At 68.6% G+C, this 24,489-nt stretch carries 16 protein-coding genes and 2 pseudogenes; 7 read left to right on the top strand and 11 right to left on the bottom strand.

The features are described from left to right. Window positions 1-3 precede the first annotated feature (3 nt). The 5 genes from IE212_RS03170 to hemL form a co-directional block, all read right to left on the bottom strand. A complete protein-coding gene (locus IE212_RS03170; protein ID WP_190196079.1) occupies window positions 4-777 on the bottom strand; it encodes a cytochrome c biogenesis CcdA family protein in 774 nt (257 codons plus the stop codon). 1 nt (window position 778) lies between these two features. After that, the gene (locus IE212_RS03175; RefSeq protein ID WP_190196080.1) at window positions 779-1,405 is read right to left on the bottom strand and encodes a TlpA family protein disulfide reductase; all 627 of its coding nucleotides are present in this window, start codon (window positions 1,403-1,405) and stop codon (window positions 779-781) included. Window positions 1,406-1,471: 66 nt separating this feature from the next. Beyond that, the gene (locus IE212_RS03180) at window positions 1,472-2,767 is read right to left on the bottom strand and encodes a polysaccharide deacetylase family protein (protein ID WP_229864003.1); all 1,296 of its coding nucleotides are present in this window, start codon (window positions 2,765-2,767) and stop codon (window positions 1,472-1,474) included. 159 nt (window positions 2,768-2,926) lie between these two features. After that, window positions 2,927-3,625, bottom strand: a complete 699-nt coding sequence (locus tag IE212_RS03185) for a histidine phosphatase family protein (RefSeq protein ID WP_190196081.1) — start codon at window positions 3,623-3,625, stop codon at window positions 2,927-2,929. Beyond that, window positions 3,622-4,938, bottom strand: a complete 1,317-nt coding sequence (gene hemL / locus IE212_RS03190; RefSeq protein ID WP_190196082.1) for a glutamate-1-semialdehyde 2,1-aminomutase — start codon at window positions 4,936-4,938, stop codon at window positions 3,622-3,624. Before hemL ends, IE212_RS03185 begins: the two co-directional genes overlap by 4 nt. Window positions 4,939-5,457: 519 nt before the next feature. On the opposite strand from hemL, the gene IE212_RS03195 reads away from it, so the two are divergent. Next, entirely contained in the window at window positions 5,458-5,895 is a 438-nt protein-coding gene (locus tag IE212_RS03195; protein WP_003974483.1) for a hypothetical protein, read from the top strand. Between the two features lie 148 nt (window positions 5,896-6,043). Here IE212_RS03195 and IE212_RS03200 read toward each other — a convergent pair. Then, window positions 6,044-6,597, bottom strand: a pseudogene (locus IE212_RS03200) (flavoprotein). 26 nt (window positions 6,598-6,623) lie between these two features. Here IE212_RS03200 and IE212_RS03205 point away from each other — a divergent pair. Then, window positions 6,624-7,546: pseudogene (locus IE212_RS03205) on the top strand (serine hydrolase domain-containing protein); the annotation flags it as partial. 197 nt (window positions 7,547-7,743) lie between these two features. Here the strand turns inward: IE212_RS03205 and IE212_RS03210 are convergent. The 3 genes from IE212_RS03210 to IE212_RS03220 form a co-directional block, all read right to left on the bottom strand. Beyond that, a complete protein-coding gene (locus tag IE212_RS03210; RefSeq protein ID WP_190196083.1) occupies window positions 7,744-8,706 on the bottom strand; it encodes a hypothetical protein in 963 nt (320 codons plus the stop codon). Between the two features lies 1 nt (window position 8,707). After that, window positions 8,708-13,282, bottom strand: a complete 4,575-nt coding sequence (locus IE212_RS03215; RefSeq protein WP_229864004.1) for a PDDEXK-like endonuclease domain-containing protein — start codon at window positions 13,280-13,282, stop codon at window positions 8,708-8,710. A gap of 135 nt (window positions 13,283-13,417) precedes the next feature. Beyond that, window positions 13,418-14,182 (bottom strand): nuclease-related domain-containing protein, encoded by a 765-nt coding sequence (locus IE212_RS03220; RefSeq protein WP_229864005.1) that lies wholly within the window; start codon window positions 14,180-14,182, stop codon window positions 13,418-13,420. A gap of 477 nt (window positions 14,183-14,659) precedes the next feature. On the opposite strand from IE212_RS03220, the gene IE212_RS03225 reads away from it, so the two are divergent. From IE212_RS03225 to IE212_RS03235, 3 genes are read left to right on the top strand one after another with little or no spacing between them, the layout of a single operon-like run. After that, a complete protein-coding gene (locus IE212_RS03225) occupies window positions 14,660-19,783 on the top strand; it encodes an HD domain-containing protein (protein ID WP_190196085.1) in 5,124 nt (1,707 codons plus the stop codon). After that, on the top strand, window positions 19,780-20,115 hold the full coding sequence (locus IE212_RS03230) for a hypothetical protein (RefSeq protein ID WP_190196086.1): 336 nt from the start codon (window positions 19,780-19,782) through the stop codon (window positions 20,113-20,115). Before IE212_RS03225 ends, IE212_RS03230 begins: the two co-directional genes overlap by 4 nt. Continuing rightward, window positions 20,115-20,771 (top strand): hypothetical protein, encoded by a 657-nt coding sequence (locus IE212_RS03235; RefSeq protein ID WP_190196087.1) that lies wholly within the window; start codon window positions 20,115-20,117, stop codon window positions 20,769-20,771. The genes IE212_RS03230 and IE212_RS03235 overlap by 1 nt, the downstream gene beginning before the upstream one ends. Window positions 20,772-20,856: 85 nt before the next feature. Here IE212_RS03235 and IE212_RS03240 read toward each other — a convergent pair whose 3' ends face one another. Beyond that, window positions 20,857-21,099 carry a hypothetical protein gene (locus IE212_RS03240; RefSeq protein ID WP_190196088.1) on the bottom strand — a complete coding sequence of 81 codons (243 nt, stop codon included), beginning with the start codon at window positions 21,097-21,099 and terminating at the stop codon, window positions 20,857-20,859. A gap of 108 nt (window positions 21,100-21,207) precedes the next feature. Here IE212_RS03240 and IE212_RS03245 point away from each other — a divergent pair, with 108 nt between their 5' ends. Next, window positions 21,208-21,804, top strand: coding sequence for a TetR/AcrR family transcriptional regulator (locus IE212_RS03245; protein ID WP_190196089.1), 597 nt, complete (start codon window positions 21,208-21,210; stop codon window positions 21,802-21,804). A 44-nt stretch (window positions 21,805-21,848) separates the two neighbouring features. Here the strand turns inward: IE212_RS03245 and IE212_RS03250 are convergent, their stop codons facing one another. Then, entirely contained in the window at window positions 21,849-22,901 is a 1,053-nt protein-coding gene (locus IE212_RS03250; protein ID WP_190196178.1) for a LacI family DNA-binding transcriptional regulator, read from the bottom strand. 300 nt (window positions 22,902-23,201) lie between these two features. Between IE212_RS03250 and IE212_RS03255 the strand changes: the two genes are divergently transcribed. Further along, on the top strand, window positions 23,202-24,485 hold the full coding sequence (locus IE212_RS03255; RefSeq protein ID WP_190196090.1) for an ABC transporter substrate-binding protein: 1,284 nt from the start codon (window positions 23,202-23,204) through the stop codon (window positions 24,483-24,485). Window positions 24,486-24,489 lie beyond the last annotated feature (4 nt).

Consider the following 24,489-nt stretch of genomic DNA (forward strand, 5'->3'; position numbering starts at 1 on the left):
GGATCAGATCCCCACAGTGAAGCCGTCGGACCAGACCTGCATCTCCTGCACGATGCGGTCCCAGGCGCCGGTCAGCAGCAGCAGACCGGTCACGATCATCATGGTGCCGCCGATCCGCATCACCCAGACGTAGTGGCGCTTGATCCACCCGAAGGCTCCGAGGGCCTTGCGGAAGGCGACCGCGGCGAGCACGAACGGCACGCCCAGGCCCAGACAGTACGCGACGGTGAGGACGGCGCCGCGCCCGGCGCTGCCCTGGTCGGAGGAGAGGGCCAGCACGGAGGCGAGGGTGGGGCCGATGCAGGGCGTCCAGCCGATCCCGAACAGCGCCCCGAGCAGGGGCGCGCCGACCAGCCCGGTCGCCGGCCTGCGGTGGAAACGGAACTCGCGCTGGGTGGCCCAGGGCATGAGGCCCATGAAGAAGACGCCCATGAGGATCATGAGTACGCCGAGCACCTTGGACAGGACGTCCTTGTACTCCTGGAGCGTGGCGCCGAAGTAGCCGAACAGGGCCCCGGAGGAGACGAACACGGCGGTGAAGCCGAGCACGAACAGGGAGGCTCCCGCGACCATCCGGCCGCGCCGGGCCTCGGCGAGGTCGGTGCCGGCGACCCCGGTGACGTAGGACAGGTAACCGGGCACCAGCGGCAGGACGCACGGGGAGAAGAAGGAGACGAGGCCGCCGAGCAGCGCGAGTGGCAGGGCCGCCAGCAGGGCCCCCTCGAGCACCGTGCCGCTGGGGTCCGCGACCGCGGCGAGCGTGGTGACTGCGGTCACGTCACTTCTCCGCGACGACCGGCTTGAGCATCTTCAGCAGCCGTTCCTCGCTGAGCGCGGACAGCGAGCGGGCCGCGATCTTCCCGTCCCGGTCGAGGACGAGGGTGGTGGGGACCGCCTGCGGGTTGAGGGTGCCCTTCTTGAAGCGGAGCAGCAGCTTGCCGGTGGGGTCGTAGAGGCTGGGGTAGGTGATGCCGAAGTCCTTCTCGAAGGCGAGGGCGGCGCCGGAGGTGGCGTCGCGGGTGTTGATGCCGACGAACTGCACGCCCTTGCCGGCGTACGCCTTGGACACCTTCGCGAAGTACTTGGCCTCGGCGCGGCAGGGGTTGCACCAGGAGCCCCACACGTTGAGGACGACGACCTTGCCCTTGTAGTCGGCGACGTCGAGGGTCTTGCCCGCGATGGTCTTGCCGGACAGGTCGGGAGCCGGGGTGCGCTCGCCCTCGGCGACCGTGGCGATGCCGTCGGTGCCGGTCACGAAGTTGGTGTTGCCGCCCCCGCCGGAGGTGCCGCCGGAGCCGCACGCGGAGACGAGCAGCGCGGCCAGGGCGGCGCCGGCGGTCAGGGCGGCGCGGCGGACACGGCGGGTGCGGTTCGAACGCAGGGGGGCGCGACTGGCGGCACTCATGTGAAAAGTTTCGCATGCCGGTTCCGGGGCTTCCGCCCGCCCCCCTTGCGGGCGGAAAACCGCATTTCAGGCAGCGTTTCGGGGGGGCGTACCGGCCTCCTGCGGGTTCTTCTCGATGAACCCCTTCCAGCCCCCTGCCGGTTGCTGCCCGACCTCGAGCGTCCGGAGCTTGGCGAGCACCTCGGGCCGCTGCGCGTCCAGCCAGTCGGTGAACTGCCGGAAGGAGACGAGACGCACATCCGCGCCCTTCTCCTTCTCCCTCGCCATGTACTTGATGGCCTCCTCGACGGCGTCCATGTAGATGCCGCCGTTCCACTGCTCGAAGTGGTTGCCGATGAAGAGGGGCGCCCGGTTTGTCTCATATGCCCGCTTGAATCCCTGGATGTACGCCTGGGCTGCCTGCTTCCGCCAGCCCGGGTAGTTGTGCGCGGGTGCCTTCGTGGTGCTGATGGACTGGTTCGCCAGCATGTTGTAGTCCATGGCGAGAACTTCGAAGCCGCGGCCGGGGAAAGGTATCTGCTGCAACGGCAGGTCCCAGATCCCCTGGCGCTTGACGGGCCACACCTGGCGGCCCCCGGGCGAGGAGGCGTCGTAGCGCCAGCCGAGCTCACGGGCGGTGGGCAGCAGGTTGTCCTGGCCGAGCAGACAGGGCGTACGACCGCCGACGAGCTCCTTGTCGTAGTCGAACGGCAGCGACGGCAGGTCGGTCCACCCGGTGTTGGTGCGCCACTCCTTCACGAAGGACTTCGCCTGGTCGATCTCGCTGCGCCACTGCCGGGGCGTCCAGTTCTTGACCGAGCCGCGGGACTCGCCGCAGAAGTGCCCGTTGAAGTGGGTGCCGATCTCGTGGCCCTCCAGCCACGCCCGGCGGAGGCCCTTCAGCGTGTCCTTGATGTGCTCGTCGGTGAGGTAGCCGATGTCGGAGGCGCCGCGCGGGTTGTTCGGCGGGTCGTAGCGGCGCTTCTTCGACTCGGGCAGCAGGTACAGCCCGGACAGGAAGAAGGTCATGCTCGCGCCGTGTTCCTCGGCCAGGTCCAAAAAGCGCGGGAAGAGGCCGTTGCCGACCTCGCCGGCGCCGTCCCAGGAGAACACGACGAACTGTGGCGGGGTCTGACCCGGCTCCAGCGGCTCGGGCTCGGCGGGCTGGTGGGGCTGCTTGCCGGTGTAGGCGGTGGAGCCGTCGCCGATGGGCCGGGCGGCCGGCTTGGGCTTCGACTTGGAGCCACCCTGTGCGGAGCTGCCGGAACCATCGGTGCGACGGGAGTCATCCGACCCGGTGAGGCCGCCGCAGCCGGCGAGCGAGACGGCGGCCGCGGCCCCCGCGCCGAGTCCGAGCATTCCCCTGCGGGAGTAAGGGCGCATGGCATCCCCGTTCGTCACGTTCTCTGGTGGTCACCCAGTCAGAGGACGCGACGAACGAGGAGGTTCCGTCGAAACTTGCAGATTCCGTAACGAAGCGATCAGAGGTGAACAGAAAGGGCTTACGCGACCCGGGTGCGCCTCACGCGACCGGCGTGCGGCTCAGGCGCCGAACGCCTTGGCCTGCCCCTTCACCGGCTTGGCCCCGGCGAGGAGATGCGCCGGGACGAGATCGCGGGCCGGCTCGCTGTAGCCGACGGAGACGATCCGGTCACCCTGGTACGTGAACGTCGTCAGCGACGCCAGCGTGCACTGCCGCTTGCGCGGATCGTGCCACAGCCGCCGCCGCTCGACGTACGACCGCACGATCCAGATCGGCAGCTGGTGGCTGACCACGACCGCCTCGTGCCCCCGGGCCTTGTCCTTCGCCGCGCTCAGCGCGTTCATCATCCGTACGACCTGGTCGACGTACGGCTCGCCCCAGGACGGACGGAACGGGTTGACCAGGTGCCTCCAGTTGCCGGGCTTGCGCAGCGCCCCGTCCCCGACGCCGAACGTCTTGCCCTGGAAGATGTTGGCGGCCTCGATCAGCCGCTCGTCGGTGGCGAGATCCAGCCCGTGCGCCTTGGCGATCGGCTCCGCCGTCTCCTGCGCCCGCTCCAGCGGGGAGGCGACGACATGGGTCACATCACGGTCCGACAGGTGCTCGGCGACCCGGTCGGCCATCCTGCGGCCCAGCTCGGAGAGGTGGTAGCCGGGCAGCCGCCCGTAGAGGATGCCGTCCGGGTTGGCCACCTCGCCGTGCCGCATGACGTGGACGACGGTGATGTCGCCGTTGCCGCCGCTGTTCCCGCCGCTCATGCCGTGGCCTCCGCGGCCGCTCGGGCCGCCGCCGGGAGGGCGTCGGCGATCCGCTGCACGGCCCGCTCGTCGTGCGCGGTGGACACGAACCAGGACTCGAACGACGACGGCGGCAGGTAGACGCCGTCCGCGAGCAGCGAGTGGAAGAAGGCGGTGAAGCGGAACGACTCCTGCGCCTTGGCGTCCTCGTAGTTCCGCACCGGACGGTCGGTGAAGAACACGGAGAACATGTTGGAGGCGGTCTGCAGCCGGTGCGCGACGCCCTCCTTGGTCAGGGCGTCGGTGACGAGGCCCTGGATCTCCTTCGACACGGCGTTGACCTTGTCGTAGGCGGCGTCGTCGAGGAGGCGCAGCTGGGCGAGCCCGGCCGCGGTGGCCACCGGGTTACCGGAGAGCGTGCCGGCCTGGTAGACGGGCCCGGCCGGGGCGAGGTGCGCCATCACCTCCGCCCGCCCGCCGAAGGCGGCGGCCGGGAAGCCGCCGCCCATGACCTTGCCGAAGGTCATGAGGTCGGGGACCACGCCGTCGATCCCGAACCAGCCGGCGCGGCTGGTCCGGAAGCCGGTCATGACCTCGTCGGAGATGTAGAGGGCGCCGTTCTCGGCGCAGAGGTCCTTGAGCCCCTGGTTGAAGCCGTCCGCGGGCGGCACGACGCCCATGTTGCCCGGGGAGGCCTCGGTGATCACGCAGGCGATCTCGCCCGGGTGGGCGGCGAAGGCGGCCCGCACGGCGTCGAGGTCGTTGTACGGCAGGACGACGGTGTCACCGGCCTGCGCGCCGGTGACGCCCGGGGTGTCGGGCAGCGCGAAGGTCGCGACGCCACTGCCGGCGGCGGCGAGCAGTGAGTCGACGTGCCCGTGGTAGCAGCCGGCGAACTTGATCACCTTGGCGCGCCGCGTGAACCCGCGGGCGAGCCGGATGGCGGACATGGTCGCCTCGGTCCCGCTGGAGACGAGCCGCACCTGCTCCAGCGGCGCGACCCGGGCGACCATCTCCTCCGCGAGCGCGACCTCGCCCTCACCGGGCGTGCCGAAGGACGTGCCGCGGGAGACGGCGTCCTGTACGGCGGCGATCACCTCGGGGTGCGAGTGCCCGAGGATCATGGGCCCCCAGGAGCACACGAGGTCCACGTACTCCCGCCCGTCGGCGTCCGTCAGATACGGGCCGGTGCCGGACACCATGAACCGCGGCGTGCCGCCGACCGCGCGGAAGGCCCGCACCGGCGAGTTCACGCCACCCGGTGTGACGGCCGCCGCACGGTCGAACAGAGCCTGCGAGGCCGGTGCTTCATACGGATATGCCAGTTCGCTCATGACCTGCGACTTCTCCGACCTTCTCCGACCTCGTCGGAATCCGGGGGTGAGGGACCTGTTCAGGGTAGGACAGGGAAGAAGAAAGAAGGGACGGCCGAGGTGACCGGCCCGGCATCCGGGCGGCGATCGCCGGTCGTCTGCGAGACTGGACCCGAATCACGCAGCTCAAACGGTCCACCGTGGTCGGAGGCTGCGAAGATCCTGCGGTCAGATGATTCAGCGCACGTTTCGGCGGGCGGCCGCGGGGGAGGTCACTGACACGATGATCGGGTTGCGCGGCGGGGGCGACGCGTCCTAGAAAAGCAGTCGGGTGGAGATATGCATCGCGGTGGCGGACTGGGCGAGGGGACTGATGACCTGGGTCCTCGACGTGCCAGGCGGGGAAGGCACCGGCGCGAGGCGGAGGACACGCAGGAGACACGTCGGCCACAGGGTGCACCGAGTGAACCGGAGCGGCTCGACGGACGTACTGAACGTCGAGTGGACGATCTTCGGGCCGGGAGCAGGAATGGTGGTCGGGTGGGGGTGACGTACAAGTACTTCGGCGCGCCGGACGGCGCCACCGCGGCCCGCGTCCCGATCTCGATGCGTCCGGAGGAGCTCGGCGGCGACGAGCTCGGCATGAACGGCATGTTCACGAAGATAAAGCCGGAGACCATGGCCGCGATGGTCCTGACGGGCATCGAAGGCGTCCCCCTGCACAAGGTGCCGCCGCTCGAACTGGTCGTCCTGCACCCCGACTACGCGGTGGTCAAACTCCCGATGACCGTCGTCGACCCCCTGCGGGGCATCGGCGAGGAGGCGGTGGGCGCGGCCGCCTTCATCTGGTCGACGGTCCCGGACCGGGGCGGACCCCGGGACGCGTTCAACGTGTACCAACTGCTGCACGAGTGGCAGGACTTCTCGCACCGGCTGCATGAGGCGGGGCATCAGCCTTATTGCCTGGTGTGGCCCTGAACTGGGCTTCCTGTGGATCGGGCGGGGTCTTCGGGCATCGCCCTTTTTGGTGCCGCGGCGGGCGCGAGTTTCCTGAATGAACGCTCCCGTGTTTCCTCAGTGAACTTTCTTCGCCGGGGGCCACCCTGGTGTTCAGACTCGTGCCGGGTCAGCGCACCGTGCTGACCATCGGTTCCAGCAACTCCAGCGCCTCGTCCCAGCGGAAGAGATCCGCCGCGCCGCCAGCCCTCGGCCGGTGCGGTTCGCAGGAACCGATCAGGACCCCCATACCCCGCAGCCGGTCCAGGCTCTGCTGGTAGGCGGGGTGGGCAGCCTGGGCGGAGTTCAGGTAGGGCAGTGCCACGGTCGGGATGCCCATGCCGTACGCCTCGCACAGGATGCCCAGGGCGAGGGTGTCGGAGATCCCGGCGGCCCACTTGTTGATCGTGTTGAAGGTGGCGGAGCCACGGTGATCGCGTCCGCCGGGGGCAGTGGGCGCGGGTCTCCCGGTGAACGCCAGGCGGAGCGGATCAGGTAGCCGGCCTGTGCCTCGATCGCCGTGGCGTCGATGAAGCCAAATCCCTGCGGTGTGGCGATGACGCCAACATCCCAGTTCGCCTCCTGGGCGGCTGTGATCAGCTTGCCGACGTCACAGGCCACCCCCGCCGCGCACACGACGACGTACAGGAAGGGCTTCTTGTCCGGGGCGGTCGGTTCGGTCACGCGGGGACTCCCAGTTGGCGGCTGAAGCGGTCCTCGACCCCGACGAGCCGGACGTGCCGATGCGCACCGACACCGTCTTCGACGCCGCCAGCCTCACGAAAATCCTGGCCGTCTGGTCCTCCATCGGCGCCTTGTGGGAGCACGGAATCCTCGACCTCGACCAGCGGCTCGGCAGCTTCTGGCAGGAGGTCACCGGACACCCACTCGGATCCGTCACCGCCCGGCAGCTGCTGACGCACACCGCCGGCGTCCCACTGCGAGCCCAGCTGAAGAACCTCTACGGCACCAAGCCGGACGACATCCGCCGCGGCGTACTGCACGAGCCACTCCACCGATCACCCGGCGAAGCCGTCGAGTACACGGACCGGGCCGCCCTCATCCTCGGCTACCTCGCCGAACACCTCTCCGGCCAGCCCTTGGACCAACTGGCCACCGCCCGCACCTGGCACCCGCTGGGGATGACTGGCACCCGCTTCGGCCCCCTGACCGCCGACCTCGCCGCCCGCTGCGCTCCCACCGAACTCGACCAGAACACCGACACCCACCTCAAGGGAGTCGCCCACGACTTCTCTGCCCGCCTCCTGGGAGGCGTCTGCAGCATCGCAGGCGTCTTCACCGTCCTCGACGACCTCGCCGCCTTCCTCCGGTACATGCTCGCCCCTGCCGCTTCCCAGTTCCGGGCTGGTTTCGGGAGCGAGTGGATCACCCACTCCCTGACGCTCCAGACGGGCCAGCTTCAACCCGCTCGTGGCCTGTTCTGGCATCCCACCCCCGGCGCGACCGCCCACGAGGACATCTGGGTCCATTACGGCTTCACCGGCACAGGCATGTGGATCTCCCCACCAAGGACCGCTGGGCGGTGCTCCTAACCAACAAGCTCTACTACACAAGGGATCGTGGGCCATTGACCGAGGTTCGCAACACCTTCCGTGAACTCGCCTTCAACTGATGCGTCAAAGCGATATCCGGGCCGAATTCTGACACCCACCCTCGATCAGCCTCGTCAACAACGCTTCAGGCCAATACAGCTAGGTTTCGAAAATTGGGCATTTCAGGCGACGCGTCAATCTACGACGCGGGTATCGCGCACGCGGCATTAGTGTCATTCCGTGCTTCTCCGCCCACGTTGGATCGGACACCGGCGGTTCAAGTGCCTGCCGTTGTTGTCCCGCCCGAACGGCGACGAGCGACAGTGGCCGGCGTTGGGCGTGGTGCGGAGGCATTAGGATTGCGACCATGACCTCGTTCTGTGGGCGCACGCGGAGTAGGCGGTGCAGGAGGCGCTGCCGCCGTCGCCGCGAGATCGTTTAGCGTGGCATTCACCACCGGCCAGCACATGTCGAGCGTGTCGCGATTCGGGCTGTGTCCGGTCCGCTTCTCCGCCAGGGGATGGACGAGATTCCTGTAGTGCCGGACAAGCTCCGAGGCGAGTTTGGCATCATGCTCGATCCATTTGTTCTCGTACGCGAAGTCGACGAAATCATTCAGCCCCATGTTCCGCATCGGCTTCGGCATGCGTACGCCTGCGGCGCGGACCTGCGCGGCATGCGCGAGCACCCCCTCCAGGAGACTGCCCAGCATGATGACCGCCGACGTATAGGCGCCGTGCTCGTAGCAGGTGCGTGCCTCGTCCAGTCGGAGTTGCACGGTAGCGGCGAGTTCCGGGTCGCTCACCACCTCCGTCACGGAGACCTTCAGCTCCACACGCGGCAACTGCTGCCGTACTTCGTCCTCGAAACCGGGTTCGCAGCGGACAAGGACCGGCTGGCCTCCTTCCTCACCGATCCGGCGCCCGTCGAGCACAAGTATCTCGTTGAGCCGCTTCAACGTGGCGTGGTACTCCTGCTGCTGGTTGTAGTACTCAAGGCGATTCGCCAGGCGAAGGACGGCTCGCTTGGCGTCGTCCGTACCGTCCCCCTGTCGCTCCCTGAGGAGATGCAAGGCCCACTTGTGCCGCGGTGTGCTGTCGTACTCCGGAACGTCGTCCCACCCCGCACGCTGGAAGAACGCGGCTATCTCGTACCCCTTCCGGTAAAGCAGCGGCGTCTCGTCCCCGCAGATCAGGTGGGCAATCTCCGTCAGCGTGCTGTCGTCGAAAATCTCGTTCACATCAGGCCCCTTCGAGAGAGAGGGACGCATCCTCATCGAGCATGGCGTCGAATTCATCGGTGGTGAGGTCGGCATCGTCCATCTCGATTGGGGCCCAAGTGCTCCCCGAGTCCCCCTGGGCCTCCTCGGTGGCTCCGGGTCGGATCCCCAGAGCGTCAAGGCGCTTCCACAACGGAGTCAGTGAATCCTCCGGAGACAGGGCGAACTCGCTGCTGCGTATGCGCCAGAACTGCCAGCCTGCCCGGCGCAGCTCCCGCTCCCGCTCGTAGTCGTCACGGATCTGGTCAGGGGTGGAGTGATACGGGCTGCCGTCGCACTCCACAGCGAGGCGGCCCGTCTCTCCAACGACGACGAGGTCGATGCGTTTGCCGCTGACTTTCCACTGGGGGACGACGTGATAGCCGCGTTCCTTGATCCTACAGAAAACCTGCTGCTCGAAGAGCGAGTCGAACGGCTCGCACTGCTCGTCGGAGGAAACGGCGGAAAGGCCGGGAGAGGTGCCCTGAAGTTCCGGGGGCGCCTGCATATAGGTGAGCAGGGAGTGGCGCAGGTCCCTGCTGCGCAGCTGGTCCGGTGTGACAGAGGTGAACAGCCACATCTGGTCGCGGGCCCGGCTGGCGGCCACGTTGAACCGCCTTCCGTCACCCTGGCCGGTCAGGGCCCGGGTGTTGTCGGCGTCGACGACCAACGAGAGCAGGATGACATCCCTTTCGTCTCCCTGGAACTGTTCGGCCGTGCCGACACGTATGTTGTGCCGCTCCTGGATCGTGGAGTCGATCCGCGTGTCGATGAGACTCTCCAATAGCCTTGTCTGGTGTCCGGAACGGAGCACGATGACTCCGAAACTCCGTTTCGCGTACGCTTCGTCTTCCGCAAGTTCCTGCAACTTAGCGACGATGAGTTCGGCCTCGGGCCTGTTGACCAGGGTTTCTCGCCGCCCCTCGCAGCGACCTTCTTGCACATGAACGACTTCAAGGGGCCGCAGCCGGTCCGCTCCGTACTGCCGCAGCGGCACGAGTTCGTTGTCGGGATAGAACTGGGCGGAGGACCACTTGATGATCTCCGGCATACACCGGAAGTGCTCGGTGAGCCGGATCGTCTCGCTGAAGCGCGCGGACAGCAGGTCGTAGAGGTTGGACTTGGGGCTGAGTCCGTCCCGCTGCCAGTCGGTGAGATGGGGCAGGAGTGAGTCGAGGAGTTCGTTGAGCCGCTCGTGCTTGCCGCCTGTGTAGAACGGGACACACTGCTTGTCGTCACCCACGACGATGATCCTCGGAGCGAGCCACAGCAGCATCAGACCGTCCAGACCGACCTGGCTCGCCTCGTCCACGATGACGACGTCGAAGGCGTCCGGCTCGGGATCGATCATTTCGGCCACCTGTTTGATCGGCATGACCCATGCCGGAACCGCGGCACGCGCGTCACGCATCGCGGAACGGGCGGCCTTCAGGTGCCGCTTGCCAAGTGCCGTCATTCCCTTGCCTGCGTTCGCCATGGCCGACGCGTAGGCACTCAGCGCCTGCTTCTGTCCGGCCGTCATCCGGTCCAGGCAGTGGTACAGCGCCCGGTCGGCCGCCAGTTGGGTCACCGTTCTCCGCAACTGCGTCTCAGTTGCTTCCAATTCACCTTCCAGCTTGGCTTCCCTGCCTGGTGCCAGCATCGAGTCCTGGAAGGTACGCGCTTGCCGCCATGCCCAGGCTCCATCCAGGTTTACAAGGCGGGTCTCCCACGCCGACTCGGTCGGGGACTCGGCGAAGCGCCGGGCCAGTTCGGGGTGGTCCTCGGACAGTCGGTCCAGGAGTTTGCGAGCCTCCCGGCGATCGGCCTCACGGTGGAACGCCTCGGTCAGCGAGTCGATCGCGGACGTGTACGCCCGAGGATCACGGGCGGTGACAGCACGGTGCACCTCTGCCAGTTCGGCCACTCCGCGGGCATCGGGTCGCGGCAGCTGCTCGGAGATGGACCGCAGCCTCTCCTCCGCCTCACGGGCACGGAGCAGCCGTTCCGCACCGTTCGCCGACGTACGGACGTCGTCCCACTGTTGTGCCGTCCGAACCGTGGCCCTGATCCGGGCCTTGAGCAGGACTTCGTGCAGCGTACGCACGGATTGGGTGAACCCGTCCACCGCGCGGAGCGTCGGCACCCTGTCCAGCAGCTCCGACAGAGCCACCTGCGTGGAGCCCTCGGCCTCGGGCGCGTCAACGCTCTTCCAGCGCTCATTCAGCTGCCGAACGCATTGGCGTGCCGCCAGATGAGCCACCAACGCGGAAATCTCGTCCGGTGTGCTGGGCAGCCGCCCATCCACCCGGCAGTCCCGCAGAAAGGCTTGGGCCTCCTTCTGGACCGGCTTGGGGGCGAACTTGCGCAGCTTGCCGCCTGCACGCAAGTACTGTTCGAGGTCCTTCCCGGCGGCGATGAGACGTGATTCCTCGGCAAGCGCCACGGCGGGTACGTCGAGCACGGCGAAGGGCATGTGCTGAAGCACGCTTTGCACGTCCTCGGCACGGGCGGACGCCTGCCGCACTCCCTCCCACAGCTGCTGCCGCCGGCCTGCCATTCCGTCCTGTAAGGCGCGCGTGGTCCACTCCTCGGGCGGCCAGGCGGCAGGGTCACCCGGCAGTCCCTCGCTCTGCAGCGCGTGTTCCGCCGCGTCCAGCAGACCGACCAGTGTCGCGATCAACTCTTTCCCGCAGTCTGCGAGTTCGAGGGCAAGTGTGTCGGAAGCCGACGCAGCACAGGCACATACAGCGGCGTCCAGGGCGTTGACCGCTTCTTCGAACAGCACGGGTGCGACGAAGTCCGCGGGGTCCGGGCAGCGGGGGGCATGCTCGTCCAGTACTCCGGCCCCGTGCCGGGACACCAGACCCAGCAGGCGCTGGGCCTCGTCCTGGCTCAGCGAAGGTTCGCGCGGTGCCGAGGCGGGCAGAGCGGGCATCCAGTCGTACTTCGGTGCACCGGCAGCAACGGTCTCCACGATCTCCGCGAGCCGCCCCTTGTATCCGGGTGCCACGTCGAGGTGTTCGTACCACTCCGCCTCACGTATGGCGCGCAGTTCGTCACGGAGCCGCGCGCGGGTGTCCGACAGTTCCGAGCGCAGCGCCTCATGGCTCCTGATCCTTACGTCGAGACGCTCGGTCGACTGGGTGGCACTGAGCTGGGAGAGCGCGCGCACGGACTGTTCCAGGTCGTTGCTGCCGTCCTGACGCCGGTCGCCCTGAAGGACGCACAAGTTGCGCAACTCGGGCGGAAGTTGTTGCCGCAGGACCTTCAGAGCCTGGCCCTTCTCACTCGTCACGAGCACTCGCTTGCCGTCCGCTAGCAAGGCGCACACGAGGTTGGCGATGGTGTGCGTCTTTCCCGTGCCCGGCGGTCCTTGAACGACGACGCCGGTATCGGTCTGTAGGCGCCTCAGCACCTCCCGCTGGGCTTCGTTCGACAGCAGCGGAAACAGCGGGTCAGGGCCAAGGGCGGGCGGCACGTCACGGCTCCCTGCCGCCGTACCCCACACCCTGCGGTCCTCCGCTTCCAGCTGGTACAGCAACTGAGCCAGGCCTAGCGGAGCGATAGCACCGGGCTGGGCGAGGCGGTTCGCGATGCCGTCGTAGAAGTTCACGAGGGCACCCTGGCCCCGCTGGCGGAGAATGATCGCCGGCGCGAACCCAAGCGTGGGCACCGGCAGCGCCGGGTCAGCGGGTGGGCGGGCCCAGCCACGATGGAACGCCACCGCGCGATCCGTGCCGAACGCCCTCTCCGACCAGTCGCCGAGCACGTCCTGGGAGTCACGGGACAGCGGATGGAACCCTTCCGTATCGACACGGTCCCGCAGCGGGCTCAGCAGACGGGTGCTGTAGCCCGCGTCCGCGTCAAGGAACTCGCTGTCCTCCAACCGCGCCGGTTCGCCGGGGGCGAGGGCGACGGTGATGGACATGTTCGTGGAATTCACGGTGAGTATCAGCGGCGCCGTCAGAATGTGCCGGGTGGTGCGCGCCGACGGACGTGCGGCTCCGACGGTCAGCAATCCGGCGCCCAGTACCGCCTCGTATTCCTCGCCGTCCTGCTGAATCCTGGTCGCCATTCGGTACAGCTGCTGATGGAGTTCCCTGTAAGGACGGTCGACGCGCTCTTTCTCCGACCACTTTCGCCACGCGTCGAGCCATCTCGTGTAGGCGCGCAGCACGTCGTGCGCTTCCTCCCGACGGATCTCGGAAACTTCGAACAGGTCTCCGTTCTCGTCCTCCTGCCAACCCTGACCCGGTCCCGACTCGGCCAGCGGAGGTTCTTCGGGCGACGCGGTGGCGGCGGCTTCGGGATCGACCCATCCCACCAGCACCTCGGGCAGGACAGGAGCCGGGCGAGGCGGGCGGTGTACCACCTTGAGCAGCGTCCGGTCGCCATCCGGGTTCCGCCGGAGCATGTCGTCCGGAAGGTCGGAAAGCCAGAGGGCATCCGGGTATTTCTGCCAGTCCCGCACTGGCTTGTACGACCCGCGAACAAATTCGCGCATGTACTCGATAAGTTGGCGCGTGCGGTGGACCGCCTCCGGATGGTTCGCGCGGAGTGCAGAGTAAAGAGACACCTATCCCCCCAGATCATGGCTCGACCGAAAGCCTTCCAGGATGTGGGAGAGAAGCGCCGCCTTCAACAAGGACCGGCGAGTAGTGACGTAAACCAGCCACATTCCGCGAAAGTTGGCTGTAACCCAGCCAACCGTTCAGGAGCGAACCCACGTGCGGCGATCACGCGCCGCCGCGTACACCAAGTCGACCGCGTCCGGTCTCCAGCCAGTCTTGAGGTGCTTGAACGTCGCGATGTCGCGCTCCTGAAGGACACGCACGTCGCGGAGTGACGGCACGACCTGCAGCTCTGCCACCGCAACGAAGGCAAGTACCGGCTGAACATCCACGGGAAAACCACACGCACGCGTCAGCGCGCTCGATGCCCGACGCGCCTCGGCTCGACTCTTCCGGACGTAGGGGTACGACTGGCCGCCTATCCGAACCGAGTCGTCGCCCACCCACACACGCGCCCCACGATGGCACTTCGTGTTGACACAAAAGACTCCGCCCGGACCGATCAGGACGTGATCGATGTCGACATCGCCTGGCAGGGGTATGGAATGCAGTACTCGCCAGCCTCGCCGCACCAGCCTCTCCAACTCCACTCCCACCCGGCGCTCACCGGCCAGTCCGGTGCGCCAACTGTCCACCTCCAGACGCCTACCGGACAACCTGGCCAACGCCCACCGCCAGAAGCCGGGTGCCAGTTCGTCCACCTTCGTCTGCAGCGCGTCTCCGGGGCGGTTCCCCGCAAGGTCGTCATCAGAACACAGTGCCTTGTGCGCTACAGGCAAAGAAGAAGCAGCAAGGTAGGGAGCGAGGGCGTCGAGTACCGCGTCCCGCTGCTCCTCGACCAGAAGCTCCAGAGACCCCGTGCGGCGGTCGAGCCAGGCGATCTTCGTGCCGTCCGGCTGATTCACGTAGAGACGGTCATGTCCGTAACGCTTCCACACAGAGACCTGTAAGCCGCTCACGCGCCCCCCGTTTCGGATCCCACCAAAGACCAATGACCATGTGACCAGGGCCAGAAGCAGCGAGCAAGGCGGCCTCATGTATGCGCCGGGCAGGGCGGGTGCTTCCCAGCCGATTCTGCAGCCAGGGCAGGGCACATCCAGGGCACATGAGCCCGGGAAACGGCGTTGACCCGTGAGAACTACCGAGACGAGTTCCCGCAGGTCAACGCACATTTAGCCGAGAAAGCACAGGTCACAACCCCGCCCCTCCCATTCGCTGCACGAGTGGCAGGACTTCAGCCACCGGCTGCATGAGGCAGGGCATCAGCCTTATTGCCTGGTGTGGCCCTGAGCCAGGGGCAGAACGCCATACTGTTGCCCTGACGACAGCGCGGCGCCGGGGAGCTCGTCCTTCCTGGCGACGGGGGAGGAGACCGCTCCGTCATGGGCAAGGGTGTGTCACGGGCACTGCTGATCGCGGCCCCTCAGCCAGGTCTTGAGTTCGTCCGCCGGGACACGTCCCGCCTCAAGGAGGCCCTGCTCGGGTCGGGTTACCCGGACTCCGCCATCACCGTGCTGGACACCGAGGAGCAGACGACCGGGAACGGGATCGTCGCGGCCCTGAACACCTTTCTGGCCCAGTGCCAGGACTACGACTTCGCTCTCGTCTACTTCTCCGGTCACGGCGTGCGCAAAGGAGACGCGGACTTCCTGGTGCCCAGCGACGCGGACGACGCGACGCTGCGCAGTCTCATCAAGGTGGCGCCCAACGAGCTGTTGGACAAGTTACGTTCGACGGGCACCGTGATGCTCTGTCTCGATGCCTGCCGGGACGAGGCCGACCCGGACATCGGGTCCCCGCCCCCGCCGGAGGTGTCGCCCCAGCGCCGCAATGTCGTTCTGGTCCAGGCGTGCGTGGCGGGGGAACGGGCCATGGGCACCGAGGACGGCAGCTTCATGGGCCGGGCGCTGGCCGAGGCACTGTCCCCGGACACGCCGTGGCGCACGGTCGCCGAGGTGATCGCTCATGTGAAGCGTCGCACCGAGGAGATCGCCCGGGACAACGGGAGCCGGCACCCGGTGGAGGTCTCGTGGCTGGGCAGTCCTCTGGGCGATCCCCCGGCCGAACCCTCCCGGCGGGAGATCTGCGAGTCCGGACCGGGCGCCAGAGGGTGGACCGCCGCCATGCACGACTCGCCCCTGTGGGGCAGGGTCACCAGCGACGCCGTGGCGACCGGCCGGCTCAAGGACCGCCTCAGTCTGCTGATCGACAAGGTTCTCCGTATCCGGCACGACGCGAACCGGGAACGCAAGGCCGGCCGGGACCCCTGGGAGGACCCGCAGTTCCCCGAACGTGTCCTCACCCAGCTCCACCGGCTCGTCCCGGAGGGCACTGGAGGACGGCTGAGCCCTCTCGAAGTGGTCGCTCTCCTGGCGACGCCCTTCGTCCGGGAGGGCGCCGTGGCGTGCAGCCGACGGGCCCTGGCGGAGGTCTACCCGGCGGCGGCCGGTCCCTGCGAGGACGAGGACGAACCGCCCGGGCTGGACGGCACGTTCAGGGGTCACATCAGACAGGACATGGAGGACATTCGCAGGGCCTACCGGCAGATCGACGCCAAGCGCCGCCGGCTGCGCGACACCGGAGCGCACGCCGCGGCGGTCGCCGCCGAACAGTGGCTGCGGCACCGGCTCCTGGCCGACTGGGATCAGCTCTGGTACCCGGACGCCGGGCAGGTGATCGGCGCCCTGGAGAGCATGGCGGAGGTACTCGGCCTGCTGACGGACGCCGCCGAGTACGCGGCGTTCCTCGAGATCTCGTCGAAGTCCACCCGCCGCAACCGGCTGCGTGACGCGCTCCTCCAGGTGGCCTCCCAGATGCGTACCCGCCCGTCGGCCAAGGCCCCGGACGGAAGGACCTGGGAGAATCAGCTGGCCGAGCGTCTGATGCTGCCCGACACGACGACGTGGCGTCCGGCCCACCTCGCCGGACTCCTGCACATGGCGGAGCTGCTCGCCATCGATCCCCGGATGCTGGACGGCATCGTCGTGGACCACCTCGGGGAAGACCCCACCGTGGCCGACCCGGCGAGACTCGCCGCCGGGCTGGACGACGGCGGCTTCGCCCCCTCCGGCGGTCACGGCTGGGGGCTGGTGTTCGAGTGCCCCGGCGCCGCCCTGCACGTGGCGCTGGACCGCCAGGCGCACGCCGCGACTGCCGCCGCGCAGGACCTCCGCGACGCCCACCGCGGTGCACCCCTGTTCGCCGGGCTCCCCCGGCACATCGGCACAGGCGGCCTGGAGCCGCAGAACGGAAGCTACAAGTCGCCACCGCCCCGCTTTCAGCTCGCGGAGGACGGCGTCAAGCCCCTCATCATGGGCACCCAGCTCTACGGCGACCATATGCTCGCCCTCCGGGAGCTCTACCAGAACGCCCTCGACGCCTGCCGTCGGCGCCATGCCCGCCAGAACTACGCCGCCACCGTCCCGCAGCAGGAGGGCGGCCTCCGCCCGGGCACATCCGTCAAGGAACTGGCCGAGTACACCGTCACCTTCGTCCTGGGGCGCAACGAGCACGGGCGGATCTACCTGGAGTGCGCGGACAACGGCATCGGCATGACCGAGGAGGAGCTCGACAAGCTCTTCTCCCAGGCCGGCCAGCGGTATGAGCAGTCGCCACACCACGTCCGCGAACTGCGCCGCTGGCGCCGCAAGGGCGTGAAACCCGAACTGAACAGCCGCTTCGGCATCGGCGTCTTCAGCTACTTCATGCTCGCCGAGACGATCGAGGTCACCACCCGGCCCGCCGACGAGAGCGGATCCGGCAGTGGCGGCGTCGGCCACCACGTCCATGTCACGTCGGACTCCGGCCTGATGCGCACCTCAGCCGACCGGTCCATGGAGGCCGGCACCCGGGTCCGCCTCTACCTGCGCCCCGAATTCACCGAGGCGCCCCCCTCCGTCATCAGGATCCTGCGGGAACAGATCTGGCACACCCCGGTGCGGCTGCGTGTGGAGGACCGTCTCACCACACCGCACGACCACGACGAATGGGAGCCGGGCGTCCTGAAGTCGATCACCCCCGTGGTGCCCCAGGAGTCGCCCGAGGGCCCGTGGTGGGTCCGGGGTCAAGGCGCACGTCTGGTGGACGGAATCTTCGTGGGGGGCGACCAGCGGCCACACGGCTACGTCGTCAACCTGCGCCGTCGTCACCGACCGGATCTCAGCGTCAGCCGCAACCAGCTCCACGGCTTCACGGCCGACCTGGTCCGCCAGGAACTGGCCGAGGCCGTGGACACACTGAGGCTCTGGGACCCGATCCCTCTCAACTGGCTGTGGGACCTCGTCAAGGACGACGCCCGCATCGGCGAGACCGTGCTCCGGCGCCTGCTGTCCAGCGGTGTCCGGGTGAGGCTCGACACGTGGCACGGCGCGACCGTGAGTTCCCCAGTCCGCCCGATGGCCCTGGCTTCGCTCGGCTGTCTCCCTGCCGACGATGTCCGCAGCTCGGTCTCGTCCACCGACACCGAGGAGATCGCCTCCCCGGCCTACTTCTTCCGCTGGTGGAGGTCCCAGCTGGTGGACGATCCCGGGCAGGGACGCCGGCCGAGGCGTGACCGCGCTGTCATCGGCTGCCCGGCCGGGTTCCCGGAACCCACGGCCCTCGACGGGCTGTTGTTCCGGACCATGCCCGACTCCCGCTGGGGCCCCATGGTGGCGGCGCTCAGGGCGGCTGTGGACGGCGGGCACGACCTGCGGACCGTTGTACGCGCCCTCCGGCGCTACGCCGTCGCCGGGGTCCCGGTCCCGGAGGTGGACGACATTCCGGGGCTGGCCGACATCGAAATCGGCCCACTGCTGGCCGAACTCTGTGAGGCCTATACCGATGGAGGCCGTTACACCGCGCTCCTGAAAGGCTTGGAGCCACCGGCCCACATCCCCCTCCTGCTCATCGCCGGCCTGCATGGCAAGACGCTCCGGGAGATCGCCGAACTCGTCGGCCGGCTCCGGCCCCTCATCCCCGGGATCCCGGAGCCGCCGGAACTCGGTGAGCTCGCCCGGCACATTCCGGACCAGCAGGAACTCGCTGTCCTCGGCGCTGAACAGGTCTCGGAGCTCAGGGTCCTCCCCGAGGACGTGACGCCTTCCGTCGCCGCCTTCATCGCCAAGCAACTCGGTATCGAACCCGCCGCCGTCGCGGCTGTCGCCCGACGCTACGAGCGGTTCGGCTTCCGGGTGAGCGGGGACCTGGACGACGTCCGGTTCGTGGACGGCGACGAAGCGGCCCTTGGCCTCACACATCCCATGTTGACGCTGGAACTGCTGGCTCAGCCGTCCATCAGCCTGCTGAGGCTGGTCCGGCTGTCGGCCAAGCGCGGTGACCCGACGGTGGAATACACCGCCCGCTCCATCCGAGAGATCGCGGAGCGGCTACGCCTGCGGATGGACGACCCTTCGGGTGGCCCCCTGGCATCAGTCCAGGCACCCTCGTGGTGGGCCGGCCTCGGGCAGGGAGACGAGGTCGACGGCCCGCTGAGCACCTGGACCGTGCTGCGAACTCTGTGGAACAGACCGGAACCCGAATGTGTGGAGGACGACATCGGAGCGGTCAAGGCGCTGGCCGCAGCGGGACTCGTACGCGCCGAAACCGTCGAAGCGGTGCGTACGTGGTGGCGGACCCCGGCCCACGAACGCCCGGACGTACTGGTCGACGACGACAGGTCGCTGCGTTTCCGTGGCCGCGGCTGGGATTTCTCGGCCGGCCACGACCCCGCGTCCAACCGTGTCGACACCCTGTTCCTCGTGATCCTTGCGGCTCAACTGCGCACCACGGTCGGTGAAGCGGCCGACGCCGTGCGCCGGGCCGCCGAACCGTACGGCATCGACGTCGTCCAGGTGCCCGAGGAGTCCCTCGGCCTGAAGCCTCATCTCCGGGTGGTCGAGGCGCTGTGCACGGCCTGGGCGCACGAGTGGAAGACCGAGGTCACCCGCCGGGAGATCATCACCTACGCCCGCGCGTGCCGAGTCTCCCTGGACGTGGCGGTGTCCGAACTGCGCGCCTACGAGGCCCTCGGCGCCCCCGCGCTGCCGGCCGTCGCGGCGCCCTCCGGGATGGAGGCGCCCAGCCAGGCACTGGACGCGACGGTCCGGACCACCCTGGAGCAACTGCTCCAGTTCGAGCCCCTGAGCCGGGGAAGCGTCACCCCGCTGAAGCTGACCATCACCGCCGTGCGGATGGGCCTCGGTCTGTGCGAGACCTACCGGGCGCTCGCCTCCTACTCGGAACTGGGGCTGACCCTGGACTGCCCCCTGCCCCGGGACCCGGCCCCGGACGACACCCACGCCCCCGACTGGCGGGACGTCGTCATCCTCACCGAGCGCCTCACCGGGAGCGAACCGGCCCTGGCCGGCGAGGTGACGGAGGAGCACATCCGGCTGGCGGCTGAGGAGACCGGACTGGACGCTCCCGAGGTCCACCGGCGCCTGACCTTTTACGCGCCGCTGTTCGGCTATCGCGTCCCGTCCAGGGAGGCGGGCCGTACCCCGGAGGCGGAGAAGGAGTCCATGTGACAGCCCATGAGGACGTGCCCTACCGGGAGCAGCGGGTCGCACCGCCCGGCGATCTGCGGCAGCACACGGACGAGGCGGGCATCCCGGAGTTCACCGGCACCTGCCCGGTCTGCCACGGCAGCAACGTGTTCGCGCTCCCCCGCCTCTCCCCCGGCACCGTGCTCAAGGGATGGCCCTGGCGGCGCAACGGCGGCCCCGTCGCCCCGGACCCCGAGCAGCACCGCATGGATTGCGAGTGCCCGGTCACCCACCCTCAGGACCCCTTGGAACACGGGGGCTGTGGTGCGTGGTGGACGGTTGTGGTCCGGCCGGCCGCACCGCAGGGGTCCTGATGACCGTCCCTCCCCGCCTCTCCGCGCGTGCCCTCCGTCTCCAGGCCCGGCAGCGGCTGTACGACATGTTCCAGTCGCAGCTGGACATCGCACGCCACCAGGCCGAGGGCTGGCGCAACTTCCTCGCCACGGCCACCGCGCTCCTGGCGGCCGTCCTGGTGCTGAAGGGGCGAGAGAACGTCGCCGAGCTGACTCCCGGCTACCGGTGGGGTGTCGTACTCGCCATGGCACTCGGCCTCCTGGCCCTGCTGGCCTCCGCCTTCGCGGCAGCCTCGGCCGCGCACGGACGGCCGAAGGACGCGCTGCGGCACGCCGACGAGGCACGGCTCCTGCGGTGGGAGGAGAAGGAGTGCGAACGCATCGGGGGCCTGGTCAACCGCGCGCGCTGGCTCGCGGTCGCCGGCGTGCTGGCCACGGCGGCGGGGGTGATGGCGACCTGGGTGGCGCCGGCGAGCGAGAAGGGCGCCGCGTCGGTCAGCGTGCACACCCGCCAGGGGACGGTGTGCGGCGAACTGGTGGCGCTGGACCCCTCCGGCGTCACCGTCCGGGTCAAGGCGAGCGGCGGCACCGCTTCGGGCAAGGGCCCCAAGGACTCCCTGCGCAAGCTCACCTGGGGCTCCCAGGCCCTGAGCGCCGGCCCGGTGTCCGGCTGCTGAGCCACTGCCGCCGTCCGCACGGGCACGCTCTGGGGGCCAAGGCAACGATGAAGGGCCGCGACGGCGCTCACGACCGTCGGTGGGCCTACCTCTTCGCCCGGTGACGGCGCGCCGCTGCCGCTAACAGGGCGACACCCGCGAAGCCGACCAGGAGGGTGCCCCACTCCGGCACGTGGGCTGCCCGCAGAAGGCCGGCGACACCGAAGCTGGTATCCCACCCGGCCTCCGTGATGGCGGAGCCGAAGCCCTGGATGACCAGAATGACGCCGAACAACCACAGCAGCCCCTGACCTGTGCTGTTGTCCGACTTCTTGAGCGTCTTCGCCATGACGTGGGTCCTCTCCGGTGTCCGCGCATCGTTCTGATGCGGTCGCATCACATCCTGGAGCGCAAATGGATATGATGCAAGTGCATCGGAAAACAGGAGGAGTGGAGCGTGCCCAGACAGGTCGACTACGAGGACCGGCGGCGCCGGATCGCCGAGGCAGTCTGCACGCTGATCGCGCGCTCCGGCATGGAAGCCGTCAGCCTCCGCGACGTCGCCGCGCAGGCGAATGTGTCCATGGGAGCCGTCCAACGGTGTTTCCGCACCAAGGAGGACATGCTGCTCTTTGTGCTGGAGCACATCTCCCAACGCGTCAGCGAACGCGCCAACCAGCGCATCGCCACAGCCTCCACGCCCCAGGCCGCGGCCACCTTGCTGTCACACACTCTGGCCGAACTGGCCTTGCTGGACGAAGGATCACAGACACAGGCACGCGTCTGGCTGGCCTTCATCACCCACGCCTCGGCCAACGAGAAACTGGCCGCCGTCCTGCACGACACCTATGCCAAACTCCATGAACTCATCGCGTGGCTGGTCCGCTACGGCCAGAACACCGGGGAAATCCCACAGCACCTCGACCCCACCCGCGAGGCACACACCCTCCTCGCCGTGGCCGATGGCCTCACGGTCCACGTCCTCGCAGGCCACCACTCCCCGGAGGTGGCGCTGAGCATCCTCCGACGTCACGTCGATCACCTGCTGCAATGAGCATCCGGCCATGGACAAGGCGCTCGATGACCCCCACAGCCCGCTCAGAGGCGGTCAGGCGTCACGAGAGGGTCTTCCCCCTCCCCCCAAGTCCCGGCCACCGGGGCCGTCGTGGCCCGCGGGATCACACACGTCGGCAGGACGACGTGCCGCTCGTGGTCCTGCCCCGGGTCCCCCGAGTCGTTGATGAGCCTCAGCGCCAGTTCCCCGGCCTCGCGCCCCATGTCCGACGGTGACTGGGCGACCGTGGACAGGTCGAACCAGTCGGCCAGCGGCTGGTCGTCGAAGCCGAGGACGGAGATGCGTTCGGGTACGGGGATCTGGGACTTGCGCAGGTTCCAGATGAGGGCGACCGCGACCTCGTCCATCTCGGCGAAGACGGCGGTGGGCGGCTCGCGCAGGCTCAGCAGCCCGCCGAGCGCCTCCGCGGCGGAGCGCTTGTCGCCGACCCGCGTCGAGACCACGAGGTCCTGGTCGAGCGGCACACCCGCCTCGGTCAGCGCCTGCCGGTATCCCAGCAGCCGTCCCTTGGAGCTGAAGGAGAACCCGCTCGCATCGACCGTCTGGACGAAGGCGATACGGCGGTGACCGAGGTTGAGCAGGTGCCGGGTGCCGTGCAGGGCGCCGGCCACGTCGTCGACGTAGACGCTCGGGCGCCCGTCGACGTGCTGGCTGACGTAGATCACCGGCATGCCCAGGTCGTCCAGCCGGGCGGTCTCCTCGTCGGTGAGGTCGAAGGAGAACACCAGGAGCGCGTCGGCGTTGCGGCGGGCCGGGAGGTGCTCGAAGAAGGCGGTGCGCTCGGTCAGGTCGGGGATCTCGTAGACGTTCAGCTGCATGCCCGCCGCCCGGAGCAGGGGGGCCAGGCTGGACAGGGCGGACCCCATGAACCACGAGTTGAGGGTCGGGACCAGCACCGCCACCGTCCCGGTCCGGCCCGTGACGAGGCTCGCGGCCTGACGTGACACGGCGAAGTTCAGCTCGCGGGCGGCCTTCTCGACGCGGGCGCGGACGTCCGGGGAGACCGTGGACAGGCCGCGCAGGGTGCGCGAGACCGTGGAGGTGGAGACCCCGGCCCGCTCGGCCACGTCGGCCATGGTGGGGTGCCGCTGAGCTGGAGGCATGAGCGGACGGTAGCACAGGGATTCGCAGGTTTCCCCGCCTTCGTGACAGCGCTTTCACATGAGTGGGGATCGATTTGTCGGCCGATTACTCCCACGTAACGCATTGACTTCGGCAAATCGCACCCCTAGCTTGCAAACGTTGTCCCGACCGCCTTGAAGTCCTTGCAGGCAGGTCCGCAAACACAGCCTTGAACTGCGGGTTTGGTTGTCGAGTTCCGTGACAGCGCAGTCTCGCAAAACCGCGACCCCGGTTCCGCACGACCAGGAGAGACAGTGACGACCAGAACCACGACCAGAGCGGCCGCACTCGCCGCCACCGGGCTTCTCCTCAGCGCCTGCGGCTCGCCCGGCGGCGGATCCGGGCAGGCCGGTGCGCCGTCGTTCGAAGGGCGCGGCCCCATCACGTACGTGGCCGGCAAGGACACCACGGGCACCGTCCAGCCGATGCTCGACCGCTGGAACAAGGCGCACCCGAAGGAGAAGGTCACCTTCATCCAGCTGCCGACCGACGCGGACGCGCAGCGTCAGCAGATGATCCAGAACGCGGAGACGAAGTCCGACGCCTACACGGTGCTGTCCCTCGACGTCGTGTGGACCTCGGAGTTCGCCGCCCACCAGTGGATCGACGAGCTGCCCGGGAAGCGGTTCCCGATGGGCAAGATGCTGAAGCCGGTGGTGGAGACCTCGAAGTACCGGGGCGGTCTGTACGCGGTGCCGAGCAGCTCGGACGGCGGCATGCTCTACTACCGCTCCGACCTGCTGAAGAAGGCCGGGGTCGCCCAACCCCCCGTCAGCTGGGCCGAGATGACCGACGCCTGCGCCAAGGTGAAGCGGCTCCCCGAGGCGAAGGGCATGTCCTGCTACGCCGGGCAGTTCCAGAAGTACGAGGGACTGACGGTGAACTTCGCCGAGGCCGTGCACTCCGCGGGCGGCCGGGTCACCGACGCGAACGGACGGCCGGACGTCGACACCCCGGAGGCGAGGAAGGGCCTGGACTTCCTCGTCGATTCCTTCAAGGACCGGACGATCCCCAAGGAGGCCATCACCTACCAGGAGGAGGACGGCCGCCAGGCCTTCCAGTCCGGCAAGCTGGTCTTCCTGCGCAACTGGCCGTACATGTACTCCCTGGCCCAGAAGAGCGGCGTCAAGGGCAAGTTCGCCGTCGCGCCCCTGCCCGGCCTGAACGGGCCCGGCTCCTCCAGCCTCGGCGGCCACAACATGGCCGTGTCCTCGTCGGCGAAGAACAAGGCGACGGCCCTGGACTTCATCGAGTTCATGACCAGCGAGGAGAACACGGCGACCTTCCTGAGGGACGCCTCCCTCGCACCGCCGTACGCCGCGCTGTACGACGACGAGGCGCTCATCGAGCAGTACCCGTACCTGCCGGTGCTCAAGGAGTCGGTGCTGCGGGCCGTGCCGCGGCCCCGGGTGGTGCCGTACGGGGACGTGACCGCGGCGGTGCAGCGGGAGGCGTACGCCGCCCTGACCGGTGAGAAGAGCAGCGCGCAGGCACTGAAGGACCTGCGGAAGGCGCTGCGGAAGACCGCGGCGGAGTGACGGC

The sequence above is a fragment of the Streptomyces djakartensis genome, assembly GCF_014651075.1.
Classification (GTDB): Bacteria; Actinomycetota; Actinomycetes; order Streptomycetales; family Streptomycetaceae; genus Streptomyces; species Streptomyces djakartensis.